The sequence below is a fragment of the Kitasatospora sp. NPDC051984 genome (genome assembly GCF_044593455.1).
In the GTDB taxonomy this organism is placed as follows: domain Bacteria; phylum Actinomycetota; class Actinomycetes; order Streptomycetales; family Streptomycetaceae; genus Kitasatospora.
Genome location: NZ_JBIUCB010000012.1, coordinates 80,250 through 93,778 on the forward strand (window position 1 = coordinate 80,250; position 13,529 = coordinate 93,778).

General features: G+C 73.4%; 15 protein-coding genes. 7 read left to right on the forward strand and 8 right to left on the reverse strand.

Going from position 1 to position 13,529, the window contains the following annotated elements:
* Nucleotides 1-13: 13 nt before the first annotated feature.
* Nucleotides 14-673, forward strand: a complete 660-nt coding sequence (locus ACIHEI_RS23135) for a zinc ribbon domain-containing protein (protein WP_392952627.1) — start codon at nucleotides 14-16, stop codon at nucleotides 671-673.
* Nucleotides 674-898: 225 nt separating this feature from the next.
* On the opposite strand, the gene ACIHEI_RS23140 is transcribed toward ACIHEI_RS23135, so the two are convergent.
* Together ACIHEI_RS23140 and ACIHEI_RS23145 are read right to left on the reverse strand one after the other, a co-directional pair.
* Nucleotides 899-1,378: a DUF1877 family protein gene (locus tag ACIHEI_RS23140; protein ID WP_396607923.1), complete on the reverse strand. Its 480-nt coding sequence runs from the start codon at nucleotides 1,376-1,378 to the stop codon at nucleotides 899-901.
* A 500-nt stretch (nucleotides 1,379-1,878) separates the two neighbouring features.
* A complete protein-coding gene (locus ACIHEI_RS23145) occupies nucleotides 1,879-2,124 on the reverse strand; it encodes a hypothetical protein (protein WP_387642498.1) in 246 nt (81 codons plus the stop codon).
* Between the two features lie 161 nt (nucleotides 2,125-2,285).
* On the opposite strand from ACIHEI_RS23145, the gene ACIHEI_RS23150 reads away from it, so the two are divergent.
* Nucleotides 2,286-2,924 carry a helix-turn-helix transcriptional regulator gene (locus ACIHEI_RS23150; protein WP_396607924.1) on the forward strand — a complete coding sequence of 213 codons (639 nt, stop codon included), beginning with the start codon at nucleotides 2,286-2,288 and terminating at the stop codon, nucleotides 2,922-2,924.
* Between the two features lie 32 nt (nucleotides 2,925-2,956).
* Complete coding sequence (locus tag ACIHEI_RS23155) at nucleotides 2,957-3,433, forward strand: DUF3291 domain-containing protein (RefSeq protein WP_392952636.1); 477 nt, start codon at nucleotides 2,957-2,959, stop codon at nucleotides 3,431-3,433.
* Between the two features lie 95 nt (nucleotides 3,434-3,528).
* Here ACIHEI_RS23155 and ACIHEI_RS23160 read toward each other — a convergent pair whose 3' ends face one another.
* From ACIHEI_RS23160 to ACIHEI_RS23170, 3 genes are all read right to left on the reverse strand, one after another.
* Nucleotides 3,529-4,299 (reverse strand): hypothetical protein, encoded by a 771-nt coding sequence (locus ACIHEI_RS23160; protein ID WP_396607925.1) that lies wholly within the window; start codon nucleotides 4,297-4,299, stop codon nucleotides 3,529-3,531.
* A 43-nt stretch (nucleotides 4,300-4,342) separates the two neighbouring features.
* Nucleotides 4,343-5,284 carry a serine/threonine dehydratase gene (locus ACIHEI_RS23165; protein ID WP_396607926.1) on the reverse strand — a complete coding sequence of 314 codons (942 nt, stop codon included), beginning with the start codon at nucleotides 5,282-5,284 and terminating at the stop codon, nucleotides 4,343-4,345.
* A 66-nt stretch (nucleotides 5,285-5,350) separates the two neighbouring features.
* A complete protein-coding gene (locus tag ACIHEI_RS23170; protein WP_396607927.1) occupies nucleotides 5,351-6,004 on the reverse strand; it encodes a DUF5701 family protein in 654 nt (217 codons plus the stop codon).
* A 200-nt stretch (nucleotides 6,005-6,204) separates the two neighbouring features.
* Here ACIHEI_RS23170 and ACIHEI_RS23175 point away from each other — a divergent pair, with 200 nt between their 5' ends.
* Nucleotides 6,205-7,530: a cryptochrome/photolyase family protein gene (locus ACIHEI_RS23175; RefSeq protein ID WP_396607928.1), complete on the forward strand. Its 1,326-nt coding sequence runs from the start codon at nucleotides 6,205-6,207 to the stop codon at nucleotides 7,528-7,530.
* Nucleotides 7,531-7,577: 47 nt separating this feature from the next.
* Here the strand turns inward: ACIHEI_RS23175 and ACIHEI_RS23180 are convergent, their stop codons facing one another.
* Nucleotides 7,578-8,381 carry a VOC family protein gene (locus ACIHEI_RS23180; protein ID WP_392952650.1) on the reverse strand — a complete coding sequence of 268 codons (804 nt, stop codon included), beginning with the start codon at nucleotides 8,379-8,381 and terminating at the stop codon, nucleotides 7,578-7,580.
* 286 nt (nucleotides 8,382-8,667) lie between these two features.
* Here ACIHEI_RS23180 and ACIHEI_RS23185 point away from each other — a divergent pair, with 286 nt between their 5' ends.
* On the forward strand, nucleotides 8,668-9,102 hold the full coding sequence (locus ACIHEI_RS23185; RefSeq protein WP_387642483.1) for an STAS domain-containing protein: 435 nt from the start codon (nucleotides 8,668-8,670) through the stop codon (nucleotides 9,100-9,102).
* A gap of 124 nt (nucleotides 9,103-9,226) precedes the next feature.
* Here ACIHEI_RS23185 and ACIHEI_RS23190 read toward each other — a convergent pair whose 3' ends face one another.
* On the reverse strand, nucleotides 9,227-10,807 hold the full coding sequence (locus ACIHEI_RS23190; RefSeq protein ID WP_396607929.1) for a sigma-70 family RNA polymerase sigma factor: 1,581 nt from the start codon (nucleotides 10,805-10,807) through the stop codon (nucleotides 9,227-9,229).
* Between the two features lie 602 nt (nucleotides 10,808-11,409).
* Here ACIHEI_RS23190 and ACIHEI_RS23195 point away from each other — a divergent pair.
* Nucleotides 11,410-11,700 (forward strand): hypothetical protein, encoded by a 291-nt coding sequence (locus tag ACIHEI_RS23195; RefSeq protein WP_396607930.1) that lies wholly within the window; start codon nucleotides 11,410-11,412, stop codon nucleotides 11,698-11,700.
* Nucleotides 11,701-11,743: 43 nt separating this feature from the next.
* On the opposite strand, the gene ACIHEI_RS23200 is transcribed toward ACIHEI_RS23195, so the two are convergent.
* Nucleotides 11,744-13,003 (reverse strand): SLC13 family permease, encoded by a 1,260-nt coding sequence (locus ACIHEI_RS23200; RefSeq protein WP_396607931.1) that lies wholly within the window; start codon nucleotides 13,001-13,003, stop codon nucleotides 11,744-11,746.
* 142 nt (nucleotides 13,004-13,145) lie between these two features.
* Here ACIHEI_RS23200 and ACIHEI_RS23205 point away from each other — a divergent pair, with 142 nt between their 5' ends.
* Nucleotides 13,146-13,451, forward strand: coding sequence for a hypothetical protein (locus ACIHEI_RS23205; protein ID WP_396607932.1), 306 nt, complete (start codon nucleotides 13,146-13,148; stop codon nucleotides 13,449-13,451).
* Nucleotides 13,452-13,529: the final 78 nt, after the last annotated feature.

A 13,529-nucleotide genomic window follows, 5' to 3' on the forward strand; every position in this document is an offset into this window, starting at 1 on the left:
AACGGCGGCGGCCATGAGTGAGATCTACTTCAGCAACAACTACCGCGACCTGAGCGAGCAGCACGGAACCGGCGCGGGATTCCAGTTCGAGTTCTCCTGCTCGCGCTGCTACGACACCTGGCGCTCACCGTTCGAGCCCTTCCGCACCGGGCAGGCCGCGAGCTGGATCAACAAGGGCGTCAGCGCCGCCTGGAGCCTGCTCGGCGGTAGCGCCTCCAGCGGCCTCACCAACGCCGCCGACGGCCTGGCCGGCGCCAGCTGGGGCAGCGGCCGCGACACCGCCTTCGAGCGTGCCGTCACCAACGCACAGCAGCACTTCAACCGCTGCGCCCGCTGCACCCACTACGTCTGCGAACGCTGCTGGAGCGCCGCCCAGGGCCTGTGCCTCGACTGCGCACCCGACACCGCCGCCGAGGCCGTCGCCGCCCAGCAGCGCGGCCTCAACGACGCCGTGGTCGAGAACGCGTACCGGCACGGCCAGTCCCAGGCCCAGCAGTTCGACGTCACCGCCGCCCGCCAACTCGTCTGCCCGCAGTGCAGCGCCGACACCCACGGCACCCCGTTCTGCCCGTCCTGCGGGTTCCGCCTCGCCCAACCCCCGCAGTGCACCTCGTGCCACGCGGAGCTGCCCGCCAACTCGGCCTTCTGCCCGAGCTGCGGCACGCGTCGCTGACCGGCCGCCCGTCAGGCCCGGCCGCTTTCACGGCGGCCGGGCCTCGGGGTGTTGGCCGACAGCGGTCGGCGGAGGAGCGGGACGGCGGCGGCCACTTCCCGTTGGGCTCGGGGACGTCGGTGGTCCGGCTCGGCTGGTCGGTGATCGGAGCGGCGAGTGTGAGTGGCCTTCGGGGCAGAGGCGATGCGAGGCTTCCGCGCCCGGGCTCGGACGACTCCCCGCCACTCAGAACCAGAACGCCTTGACGACTGCGTTCCCGGATCGGGCGGCCGTTCGGTAGAAGGTGGCGAGCCCGTGGTGGTGGCTCAGGTAGTTCTCCCGGTCGAGGGCCGGGTCGCCGCAGTCTTGCAGCGCGGTGCCGGAGGCAGTCCAGAGCACGTCGAAGTCGGCGGTGCGCAGGAACAGGGCGGCTTCCCTCACCCGGTCGGGCCGCAGGGTCACGAACGGGGGACCGTCCCCGTGGAACACGAGTTCACCGCCGTAGATCGGCAGCCCGCTCGGATCCGCGGCGTCCTCCGGGCCGTCCGGGGTGCCGGTGTAGAGCTGGTTGAGGCCGGCGAAGTCCTTCTCGACCGAGTCGGCGATCCCTGCGGTGCACTCGTTGTGGTGGTCGGCCCAGGACGCCCACATGAAGGCCTCCAGCCAGGCCCCGTCCGGGCGGACGTCCGCCGGTGGGACGGCGCGAAGGTGCAGGTGGTAGCTCATGGGGCCGTCCGTCGAGGGTGCTCCGGTTTGACGTCCGGAACGTAGCGGACGGCGCCGACACTTCTCCTTTGCGCTGGGTCTGAGCGCGGTCGGTCGTCCGGACGAGGCGACGCATCTCCTGGTTGCCTGCCGAGGCTGCGGTCGCAGGCGACTTCACGCGAGCGGCCGCGCTGCTGCCGAGGTGAGTTACCCGGGGCTGAAGGAGCGCACCACCCCATACCTGGCGGCCTGCCTGGCCGGCCACGGCCAGTGGTCGGCCGCCAGGGCTCTCGCCGACGAGCTGACGGACCCCACCAGCCGGGGCCGGGCGCTCGCAATGATCGCGGCCCGTCGCGGCCCGTCCCCCGAGGGGCGGCTGTTGCTCGCCGAAGCGTTGGGGCGCTCGCGCCGTGGGACGAGCTGGTCGAGGAGTTCGCGACCGTCGCCCCCGAACTCGTCCCGCTGCTGGTGGACCTGGTGCTGGCTGACGCAGAACCGGCTACCGGGACCCCGTGAGCCCGTCAGGTCCCGTTCGTCGGCAGGACGAGGATCCGCTCCGGGTCGTACAGGCACCAGTACGCTGCCGCGCCGATCAGCCGGAGGCGGCACCACGGGGTGCCGTCCGGGGCGTGCCACCAGGCGTTGATGCGGCCGAGGGTCCAGGTGGCGGTGTCGTCGAGGCGGACTTCGACGGGTTGGTAGGCGGGGCGGACTTCGGGTTCCGGCGGGGACCAGGTGGGGTCGGTCTGAAGCTGCGGAGGGAGCACGGTGGGCCTCCTTCGAGTCCGATCGGTGGAGATCACTCTACAGAGGTGTAGATAGTGGTGGCGGGGAATCCCGGAGCATGGCGCAACGTCGTCGGTGCGGGCAGTGGATTCGCGCCACGAAGGGTTCTTTCGAACACGACCATTGGTCATAGACTCGGTGGATGGCTTCTGAGGACGAGGGCGACTCGTACGCGGCGCTGGGCGCGCTGGGTGATCCGGTGCGGCGCCGGCTGTACCGGCTGGTGGCGGCGGCGCCGGAGGAGGTGGGGCGGGACGCGGCGGCGGAGGCGGCGGGGATCTCGCGGTCGTTGGCGGCGTTCCACCTGGACAAGCTGGTCGAGGCGGGGCTGTTGGTGGTGTCGTACCGGCGGCTGTCGGGGCGGACGGGGCCGGGTGCGGGGCGGCCGGCGAAGCTGTACCGGCGGGTGGAGGGGGAGTTCGCGGTGTCGGTGCCGCCGCGTTCGTACGACACGGCGGGGCGGTTGCTCGCGGAGACGGTGGAACGGGCTGGGCTGGAGCGGGAGTTGCAGGCGGCGGCGAAGGCCGAAGGAGTGGCAGCCGCGACGGGGGCGGACCTGGAGGGGGTACTGCGAGCGCGCGGGTACGCGCCGTTCTGGGACGGCGAGGTGCTGCGGCTGCGGAACTGCCCGTTCCACGCGTTGGCGCAGGAGTTCCCGGGGCTGGTGTGCGGGATGAACCTGGCGCTGCTGGACGGTCTGGCGGGGGAGGAGTGGACGCCCGCGATGGAGACGTGCGCGGGCGGATGTTGCGTCGCCCTGTCTAAAAACAAAAATCGTTGACGTTAGATTGTGGGCCACGCCATGCTTGGCCCATGACTGGCTATCACCTCGCGCAGATCAACGTCGGCCGCCTCGTCGCGCGGCCCACCTCCCGGCGGGTCGCCGAGTTCATCGCACAGCTCGACGAGATGAACGCGCTTGCCGAGCGCAGCCCGGGCTTCGTCTGGCGGATGGTGGACGCCACGGACGCGAGGGCGCAGGCCGCGTACCCGGAGATCAGGGACGAGCAGGTCCTGATCAACTGCTCGGTGTGGGAGTCGGTCGAGGCGCTGTGGGAGTACGTGTTCCGCAGCGACCACCTGCGGGTGCTGAGTCGCCGCCGGGAGTGGTTCGAGCATGCCGACCGTCCGCTCCAGGCGCTGTGGTGGGTGCCGGCCGGCCACCACCCGAGCGTCACCGAGGCGATGGGGCGGATCGCCCACCTGCGCGAACACGGCAGCGGCCCGGAGGCGTTCACCTTCCGCGACCGCCACCCGGCGCCGGACGGGCAGGTGGCGGACGCGCACTGAAACAGCGGCTGAAGCAGTGACCGAAGCAGTGACTGAAACAGCGGCTGAAGCGGTGACCGAAGCAGTGACTGGAACAGCGGCTGAACCAGCGGGGGTCAGACGCCGGCGGCCAGGGGGCTCAGGCGGACGATGGTCAGGTCGAGTTGGCCGAAGCCGTCCTCCCAGCCCACCACCGGCTCGCAGCCGTACTTGTCGAGGCCCCGGGCGGAGGCGTCCTCGAGTATCGGCATCAGGCCCTCCTCGCCGTCGGTGAGGAAGTAGGCGAGGTGGGCGCGCAGGCCGGGGTGCTCGATGGTGGCGAGGCCCTCCTCCCAGCTCTCCTCGGGCTCGGCCTCGAACGGCACCAGGTCCTCGGGGGTGCGGCCGGTGTCGAGCGCGGCGCGGAACGCGTCCAGCAGGGTGCCGTCGGAGCGCAGCCGGGCGAAGAACACCACCCAACTGCCGGGAAATTCAGCGAGGTTGACGCCGTGCTGCGCCACCAGTGGGGCGAGGTCGGCGCCGCGGATCAGGCCGTCGCCGAAGCAGGCGGCGGCGACGGCGGAGGCGAACGGCTCCGGCAGGGCGGGCGAGTCGCGGTCGGCGGGTATCGCGAAGATCGAACCGGCGGCGTCGAACACCGGGGTGCGGAGACTGTCGTCGAACAACGAGCAGTCCCAGTGCACCGGTTCGGCGCCGCTCAGCGCCTGCGGCCGCACCCAGGCGGCGTCCCGGTCGAACTCGACCTCGTGGATCAGATTGCCGCTGACGCCGGCCACGTACACCGCGTCCGGGTCGTACTCGTTCAGTGGCCGGCCGAGCATCATCCCGAAGGCGTCGGCGAGTTGACGGTCCCAGTCGTCCGCGACCGGGGTGTGGTGAGAGGTCATGGGCGGCACCGTAGTGCCGCCGTCCGACAGCACGCCAAAGGAGTCAGCCGAGCGTGCCCGGATCGGTGTTCGCCCCGCACAGCACCACGCACACCCGCTCGCCCTCGGCGGGCCGGTACGCGCCGCCGGTGAGCGCGGCCAGCGCGGTCGAGGCGGCATGCTCGACGGCCAACCGGTGTTCGTCCCAGAGGAGTTGACGGGCGCGGACGATCTCGCTGTCGGGGACGAGTGCGGTGCTTGCGCCGTCCTTCCCGGCGGCCCACATGGCGGTCGCGGAGGCCCGCCGGGCGCCGAGCGCGTCGGCGGCGACCGAGTCGACGGGGACGTCCACCGGACGGCCCGCCGCCATCGCGGCGTGCAGCGCCTGCGAACCCTCCGGCTCGACGGCGACGGTGCGCACCCCGTGCTCGCGGGCCGCCGTGGCCACGCCTGCGAACAGGCCGCCACCGCCGACCGAGACCACCACCGTTTCCAGCGAAGGGAGTTGACGGCGGATCTCGTCCAGCAGGGTGCCCGCGCCGGCCGCGATCAGCGGGTGGTCGTAGGCGTGCGCGGCCAGCGCGCCGGAGGCCGCCGCGTACTCCTCGCAGGCCGCCAGCGCCTCCGCGTACTCGCGGCCCACCTGTCGCACCTCGGCGCCGTAGCCGCGCAGCCGGGCCACCTTCACCGCGGGGGCGTTCTCCGGCACGAACACCGTGGCCCGGACGCCCTGTTGCTGCGCCGCCCAGGCACACGCCAGGCCCGCGTTGCCACCGGAGGCGATGGTCACGCCCGGGTCGGGGAGCGTGCCGGCCTCGCGGTGCGCCTGCAGGAAGTTCTGCGCGCCCCGGGCCTTGAACGACCCGGTGTGCTGCAGGAGTTCGAGCGCCGCCCAGACCTCACCGCCCACGCCGGGAACGTCGAGCGGGGCCACCGCGACGGGCCGGACCCGTCCGGCGATCCGGTCGCCCGCGGCCTTGATGTCGCCGTACGTGAGCTGGTGCACGCTGCTGCTCCTGCCGCGTCGAGGGTGCGCGGGCCGGTCTGGGCCCGCAACCGTTCGGATCCGACGTTACCCGCCCTGGCGCCCCCGGCCCGTCGCGGAGGCGAAGCCCAGCCAGGTGTGCCGGTTGCCCGCCCAACACCAGCCGACCTTCGGGGCGTTGCGGCGCTCGCGGCCGTCCCGCCCGGTGCCGTTGCTGATCCAGATCGCCGGGGTGCGGGCGTCGAGGGTGCCGTTCGGTTTGCGCAGCCGGGAGCCGATGGTCATGAAACAGCGATTGCGTTCCAGTGCGTCGGGCTGCTGGAGCACCCAGTGGATGCCCTCGGTGAGCAGCAGCGGCGTACGGGCCTCGTCCGTGAGGGCGGGCAGCGCCTCGTCCGGGCTCCAGTTGGCCATCCGGTCGCCCCGGTCGACGCCGGTGAGCAGATAGAGGGGAGAGTCGGGCAGCGCCACCGTGTCGAGCGGGGCGAAGTCGTCGACGTCCGGCATGTCGACGACGACGAAGCCCGGCCGGTCGTCGCGGCGCAGCAGCGGCGTGAGCGCGGACGCGGGTGCGCGGTCCGGGTGGACGGCGAGCAGGGCGCCGTCGCCGGTCTCGGCGGCTTCGGCGAAGGCGCGGACCTCGGCGGCGGACAGGCCGGCGAGCTCGGGCACCCCCAACTCGATCAGGCGTTCGGCCTGCATCGTGAGGGACGGAAGGACGGTGGACGCGGTTTCGGGCACGACGCTCCCAGAGCGGCGAGGCAGCGGGGACCTCGGGTGAACGAGACCACCTGCCGAGTTGTTCCCGCGCCCCCAGAACGCTCATCCGGAACGGCGCGCGCGCCGATGACCGGACGGGACGACCGTCCCCCGCGGCCCGCCCCGGTCCGCGCACCCCAACGCCCAATCCCCGGGCCCGAGTACGAAAGCCGCACACCCAAATGACCCTCGCCCTCGTCCTGTTCACCCAGGACCTGCGCCTGCACGACAACCCCGCCCTGCACGCCGCCCGCGCCGCCGCCGACCAGGTGGTTCCGCTGTTCGTCACCGATCCGGCGATCGCCGCCGCCGGCTTCGACGCGCCCAACCGCCGCGCGTTCCTTGCCGGTTGCCTCACCGACCTGGACGCCTCGCTGCGCCGCGCCGGCGGCCGGCTGCTGGTGCGCGAGGGCGACACCGCCGAGCAGACCGCCCGACTGGCCACCGAACTCGACGCGGCGAGCGTGCACCTCGCCGCCGGGGTCAGCGGCTACGCCCGGCGGCGCGAACAGCGGCTGCGCCACGCGCTCGGCGACCGCCTGCGGGTGCACGACGGCTCGCTGACGGCCGTGCCGCCCGGCGCCGTGACACCCGCCGGACGCGACCACTACGCCGTGTTCACCCCGTACCACCGGGCCTGGCAACAGGTCCGCCGCCGCACCCCGCTGCCCGCGCCGCACACCCTCAACACTCCAACAGGGCTGAAAAGCAACGAAGTTGAGGTGGTCAAGCCCACCGCCCGCAGCCTCCCCGAGCCCGGCGAGAGCGCCGCCCGCCGCGCCTGGCAGCACTGGCACACCGCGCAGTACGCGCAGCTGCACGACGACCTCGCCGCCGACGGCACCTCGCACCTCTCGCCGTACCTGCACTTCGGCTGCCTGTCCGCGAACGAACTCGTCCACCTCGCCGAGCGGCGCGGCGGACCCGGCGCGGAGGCGTTCGTCCGGCAGCTGGTGTGGCGCGACTTCCACCACCAGGTGCTGGCCGCCCGGCCGGCCGCCGCGCACGCCGACTACCGTGCCCGGAACGACAGTTGGCGCACCGACGAGGCCGAACTCGCCGCCTGGCGGCAGGGCCGCACCGGATACCCGATCATCGACGCCGGGATGCGGCAGCTCGCCGAGACCGGCTGGATGCACAACCGGGCCAGGCTGCTCACCGCGAGCTTCCTGGCCAAGTCGCTGTACCTGGACTGGCGGCTCGGTGCCCGGCACTTCCTCGACCACCTGGTCGACGGCGACGTGGCCAACAACCAGCTGAACTGGCAGTGGGTCGCCGGTACCGGCACCGACACCCGCCCCAACCGGGTCCTCAACCCGATCGCCCAGGCCGACCGTTACGACCCGGAGGGCGCGTACGTCCGCCGCTGGGTCCCCGAACTCGCCGAGCTGCCAGGCCGGTTGATCCACCGCCCCTGGCAGGCCGGCCACCGACCCGCCGACTACCCCGCCCCGCTGATCGCCCCAGGCAGCACTGCGGACCGCCTGCGCGAGGCTCGGGGAATCTGACGATACGTCAGGACTACGTCAGGACTCTTTCGGTGCCTGACGATCCGTCAGGACGCGCGCGGCGCCGGCGTCATCAGCACGAAGTCCGCGCTCGCGCCGTCCACGCACATCGCCATCCGTCCGATGCCGGGCGCGTCCACCGGGCCCGTCAGCACCTCGCCGCCCTTGGCGCGCACGGTGGCGGCGGCCGCGTCGCAGTCGGTGACCGTGAACACGGGGTGCCAGCACGGCACGCCCTGGGACACCGCCAGCTGGTCCGGCGGCACCTGCAGCACGCCGCCGTGCATCCGCTCCGCGGGCTGCCCGGCCGGGGTGACGATGGTGTAGGTCATGCCCCCGCCGCCCGGCATCGGCATGTCCTGGCGCTGCCAGCCGAACACCGTCTCGTAGAACGCCAGCGCCGCCGACGCGTTCGTGGTGTACAGCTCCGTCCAGCACAGCGCGCCCGGGTCGTCCGTCGCCTCCAGGCCGCGCGCCCGGCCCGGCGTCCAGGCCGCGAACTGGCCGCCCTGCGGGTCGCTGAACTGCGCGACCGACGCCCAGCCGTCCGCGTCCTGCGGCTCCAGCCGCACCGTGCCGCCCGCCCGCATGACGGACGCGGCGGTCTCGTGGACGTCCGGGGTGAAGAAGTACACCATCCACGCCGAGCGGGCGCCCCGCTCGGTGAGCAGCCCGATCCCGGCGGCCGTCCGACCGCCCGATTTGGCCAGCCCGAAGGCGCCGCCGCTGTCCTCCATCGGCTCGAACTCCCAGCCCAGAACCGCCCCGTAGAAGTCCCCGGCGGTGGACACGTCCGGCGTGCCCAGGTCGAGCCAGCACGGTGAACCGGGCACGAAATCGGTGGTGATCATGGTGGTCTCCCTTCGCCGGGCACTCCTCCCCAGCCTGTCACCGGCCCCCGCCCGGCGCGTCCCGGCCCGGACCGGCGGGCGGCGGTCCCGGTACCGCCAAGCGGAGGAAATCCTGTGCAGATCGTCGGGTGGAGCATGGAATTCGATCGTCGAACGGACCCTGGCCATGACATTTCGCGGAAATTCCTCCCGCTGGCCGCGAAATCGTCACCTGCAACAGGGTTCGGACCGCAGGAATCGGGCAGAGGCCGCATACCCCCAGCGATCCCAGGAGAAAGGCACCAGAGTGGCACTGAGCGTGAGCTACGGGGAACGGTACGGCTGGACGGTCGTCCAGGTCGCCGGCGAGGTGGACATCAGTGGAGTCTCCGCACTTCGGGAGCGCCTCCAGCGACTGGTCACCGAAGGCTGTCTGCGCATGGTGGTGGACATCAGCCGGGTCGACTTCTGCGACTCCACCGGCTTCGCCGTCCTGGTCGCGACCCGTCGCATGCTGTCCTCCCGCGGCGGCCGGCTCCGGCTGGTCCTCCCCGGCCCCGAGACCCACACCCGCAAGATCCTCCAACTCTTCGGCATCCAGCGGATCTTCGACGTCCACGACTCGGTCGACGACGCCCTCGCCGACCTGCGCGAGGCGGCAATGACCGAGAGCACCCTGACCGCGGACGCCGCCGACGCCGTCCCGCGCCCCCGCGAGAGCAGCCGCGCCGCCGCCGACTGACCGGCCCCGCCGCCGACCGACCCGCCCGGCGCGGGGGCCGTCAACGGCGACGGCCGCACCCGCCCGCAGTGGACAAGCCCGCAGCGTCAACGGCGACGGCTGCGGCACCCACGGCCGCGAGGCATCAGCTCGGAGTACCGAAATCCTGCGTCCACCAGGGCCCACCCGCGCCCTGGTGCACCCCCACGCCCAGCTCGGTGAACTCGCAGTTCAGGATGTTCGCCCGGTGGCCCGGGCTGTTCATCCAACTGGCCATCACCGCCGCCGGGTCCTTCTGCCCGCGCGCGATGTTCTCGCCCCAGCCGCTCCACTCGTAGCCGGCGGCGTCGATCCGCTGCTGCGGGCCTTCGCCGTCCGGGTTGGTGTGGTCGAAGAACTCGCGGTCCGCCATGTCGTCCGACTGATCCTGCGCCGCCGCCGCCAGCTGCCCGTTCGCCGAGAGCGCCGGACAACCCGCCTGCGCGCGCTGGGCGTTGACCAGATCCAGCACCTGCTGCCCGAGATCCCCGGCCCGCTTCCCGGTGGACGGCGCGAGCGCCCGCGACGAGGGCCGGGCCGAGACCGTCGGCTTGCCGGACGGCGACGCCGAGGGCGATGCGAACGGGGAAGACGACGGTGAAGCGGAGGCCGACGGCGAGGCGGGGGCCGAAGCGGCCGCCGGAGCGGCCAGCGCCTCCGCCTGCTCCGCACCCGCCCCCACCGGCTGCCGCAGCGCCTCCGGGTGACCGTCCGAGGTCGGCGACGAGCCCGGCAGCACGACCGCCACCAACAGCCCCGCCGCGACCGCCGCCACCCCGCCGCCCACCAGCAACCCCACCCGGCCCGGCCCCCGGCGCGCCGCCGCCCGCCGGCCGTGCCGGGACCCGGCCCGGTGCGAACCGCCGCGCTGCGACTCGTTCCCGGGCGCGCGCCGGTGCGAGGACGCGCTGCCCGCCAAACCCGTCGGCAGCGCCCAAAGGCCGTCCGGCAGCGGCACCATCGCCAGGCCCGCCAGCAGCCCCTCGGCCGGCATCAGCCCGCGCCGGTGCTCGCCGCACACCGCGCACTCGCGCACATGACGGCCGATCCGCTTGCGCCACAACGCGCTCGGCACACCGTCCCAACCCGCCGTCAGCTCCGCCAGCCACGCGCACCCCGGCACTGCGGCCAGCGCCCGCACCGCCATCCGGGCCGCCTCCAGCTGACCCTTCATCCGCTGCACCCGCACCGCCGCATGCTGCGGCGACACCTCCAGCGCCGCCGCCAGCTCCGCCCGGGACAGCTCGCCCGCCGCCTCCAGCCACCACAGCGCCAACAGGTCCCGGTCGCCCTCGTCCAGCCAGCGCGTCGCCTCCGCGACCTCCCGCCGCTGCTCCGACAGCCCCAGCCGGACGATCGTCAGCCCGACGAAATCGGCGGACGGATCCGCGACCGCCGCCGCGTCCGGCGCCTCGCGCACCGCGCCCTCGTCGCCCTCGTCCCGGAACCGGCGGCGCACCTGGTTCAGCGCGATCGCCACCAGCCAGCTGCGGAACCCGGCCGGATCCCGCAGCCCCGGCAGGCCGTCCACCGCCCGCAGCATGGTCTCCTGGACCACGTCGTCGGTGTCCGGATGCCCCGACAGCGCCCGGCCCACCACGTTGTACACCAGCGGCAGGTGGTCACCCACCAGCTCCGCCACCGCCTGCCGGTCGCCGTGCTGCGCCCGACCGACCAGCGTCGCCACCTGCCCACTGTCCACAGCCCGGTCCGTCCTCGTGTTCTCGCGTCGTGCCCTCACACCATCGGAGATCCACCGGCGGGCGGCGGATAACGGAAAAGTGCGGGGAGATTTCTCCGGACCTGCGGGGGAATCTCCCCGGCCCGGGCAGGAAACGACCCTATGGCCTGCGGTGCGGCCGTTTCCAGGCGCGACCGGTGGGGGCGGCGGGACATTCATCCCGCCCGACCAGGCCGTTCGGCCGGTCGGTGGAACGGCGCGAGCGGTATTGAACGCGTTCAGATCTGTGCCATGATGTGGCCGCGAACCATGGGAATCAGGGGGGAGCGGTGGCGGATCCGGCTGCGGTGAACGACTGGCGGCGAAGGGCGCGTCTGTGGGGGCTGGTGGTCGGCTGGTTGGCGCTAGGGCCTGTCCGGCCGATCTTGCCGGGCGCGCGACGCCGGATCATCCCGCCTGGACGCACCGGCAAAACATCCAAGTACACCCAGTACGAGGACGTTTCGCCGGCACGCCCAGCCGGGCGCCCGACGCCGCGCGCTGATCCGACAAGATCGACCGGACAGGCCCTAGCTCCCGTCGGGCTTCTCGCCGGGATGCTTCTCGGGATGATGACCGGGCTCGTCGGGCTGCTGCTGGGGCCGGTCGCCCTCGGCACCGTCCCGGCCGCCTGCCTGGGCCTCCACCTCGGGCGGAACAGCGAGTGGCTGGCGCTGGACATCGCGTTCGGGGGCGGGATCGTCGTGCTGCCCCTGGTCGCCGCCGTGCTCGGCACGTGGAGCGCGGACGAGTTCACGGCCTGGATGTGGGCCATGGCGGTGGCGGGCGCGGTGCTGTACGCCCTGCCGCTGCTGATCGCCGGCGAGGTGGCTGCGCGGGCGGCCCGAAAGCCGCACTGACCGGCGCGTCGGGCGGCGGCGCCACGCGAGTGCGTGGGCGCCCTCAGGTGCCCAGCAGGCGGAGGGACGCCCAGAGCGCCAGTACGGCGGTGGCCAGGGTGGCCGGGGTGGTGAGGGCGCCGAGGCGGGTGAAGGTGCGCAGGCCGCCGTCGTCGATCGCGCGGTCCTGGACGATGCGCCGCCACAGCAGGGTGGCGAGCGAGCCGGCGTACGTCAGGTTGGGGCCGATGTTGACGCCCAGCAGGACGGCCAGCACCGCGCCCGGGCCGGACGGTGCGGCGAGCGGGACGAGCAGCAGCGTGGCGGGCAGGTTGTTGACCAGGTTGGCCAGCAGCGCGGCCAGGCCCGCCAGTGCGAACAGCGTCGGCAGCGAATCGCCGGACGGGACCAGCGCGGCCAGCCACCCGGCCAGTCCGTTGTCCACCACCGCCTTCACCACCACGCCCAGCGCCAGTACGAAGGCCAGGAACGGCACCGCCGCCGCGTGCACGATCCGGCGGGTGTCCGTTCGTCCCGCCGCCAGCGCCCGGACCGCCAGCACCGTCGCGCCGAGTGCCGCGGCCCACGCCGGGGAGACGCCGAGCGCCGAGGCGACCACGAAGCCGGCCAGCGTGCCCGCCACCGTCAGCAGCGCGAACCGGGGCAGCCGGGGGCGTTCGGCGGGCGCGGGCCGGGCGGCCGGGACGGCGAGTTCGGCGGCGAAGAAACGGCGCAGCAGCAGGTACTCGACGCCGACGGCGCCGAGCCACGGCAGTGCCATCAGTGCGGTGAACCGGCCGAAGGTCAGGCCGCTGGCGGTGAACGCGAGCAGATTGGTCAGGTTCGACACCGGCAGCAGCAGCGACGCCGTGTTGGCCAGGTGCCCGCACGCGTACACGTGCGGCCGGGCCCGGACGGCGAGGACGCCCGCCGTCGCGGCCACCACCGGCGTCAGCAGCACCACCGTCGCGTCCAGGCTGAGCACCGCCGTCACCACCGCCGCCACCCCGAACACCTGGCCCAGCAGCCGCACCGGACGGCCGCCCGAGGTGCTCGCCATCCAGCGGCCGCACGCCTCGAACAGCCCCTCGTCGTCGCAGAGTTGGGCCAGTACCAGGACCGCCGCCAGGAACCCCACGACCGGTCCGAGTCGCCCCAGCTCACCCCATGCCGCGGCCGGGGACACCGCGCCGACCGCCACCAGCAGCCCCGCCGCCGGCACCGCCACCACCGCCTCCGGCCACCCGAACGGCCGCCGCACCGCACTCACCAGCACGACGCCCAGCAGCCCCAGCGACAGCACCTCGGCGCCCATCGCGCCCATCCCTGACCTCTTCCGACCTGCGACTTTCCGCCCATCGGGCGACCGGTCCCCATTCAAGCAGGCGCTCCCGGGCGCCGAGTGGCCCGTCCGTCGGATATGACTGACATTCGGTTAATCGCTTCGGATGTGTGGAGGGCTGGTCGTGGTGAACTGCCGGGACGCGTGGCGCAGGGCGCTGGAAGCGGGATTCTCGATCGGATCGGTGGGGTCGTTCCTGTCGATCGGGTCGGCGTACTCCGTGCTGTCGATCGGATCGGTGGGCTCGGCGCTGTCGCTCGGCAGCGTCGGCTCGTCGTGCTCGGTGCTGTCGGTGGGCTCCTGGCGGAGCGCCGCGTCCGTGCTGTCCGCGGACTCGGTGCTGTCCCTGCTCTCCTACCGCTCGGTGCTCGCGCGGCAGGCCGCGCACCAGCGGCGCGGGGGAGCGGGCTGCCCGCCGCAGGTCGAATGAACTCTCGTTGTTCGCAAGGGCGTTGGCTGCCGGGTGGGGCGAAAATGAGGTGCGGGCGGGCGGGTCCGGCCGCCATCG

Coding starts and splice junctions, on each gene's coding strand:
- ACIHEI_RS23135 (WP_392952627.1), top strand. CDS start 14: ATGAGTGAGATCTACTTCAGCAACAACTACCGCGACCTGAGCGAGCAG.
- ACIHEI_RS23140 (WP_396607923.1), bottom strand. CDS start 1,378: ATGAGCTACCACCTGCACCTTCGCGCCGTCCCACCGGCGGACGTCCGC.
- ACIHEI_RS23150 (WP_396607924.1), top strand. CDS start 2,286: ATGGCTTCTGAGGACGAGGGCGACTCGTACGCGGCGCTGGGCGCGCTG.
- ACIHEI_RS23155 (WP_392952636.1), top strand. CDS start 2,957: ATGACTGGCTATCACCTCGCGCAGATCAACGTCGGCCGCCTCGTCGCG.
- ACIHEI_RS23160 (WP_396607925.1), bottom strand. CDS start 4,299: ATGACCTCTCACCACACCCCGGTCGCGGACGACTGGGACCGTCAACTC.
- ACIHEI_RS23175 (WP_396607928.1), top strand. CDS start 6,205: ATGACCCTCGCCCTCGTCCTGTTCACCCAGGACCTGCGCCTGCACGAC.
- ACIHEI_RS23180 (WP_392952650.1), bottom strand. CDS start 8,381: ATGATCACCACCGATTTCGTGCCCGGTTCACCGTGCTGGCTCGACCTG.
- ACIHEI_RS23195 (WP_396607930.1), top strand. CDS start 11,410: ATGATGACCGGGCTCGTCGGGCTGCTGCTGGGGCCGGTCGCCCTCGGC.
- ACIHEI_RS23200 (WP_396607931.1), bottom strand. CDS start 13,003: ATGGGCGCGATGGGCGCCGAGGTGCTGTCGCTGGGGCTGCTGGGCGTC.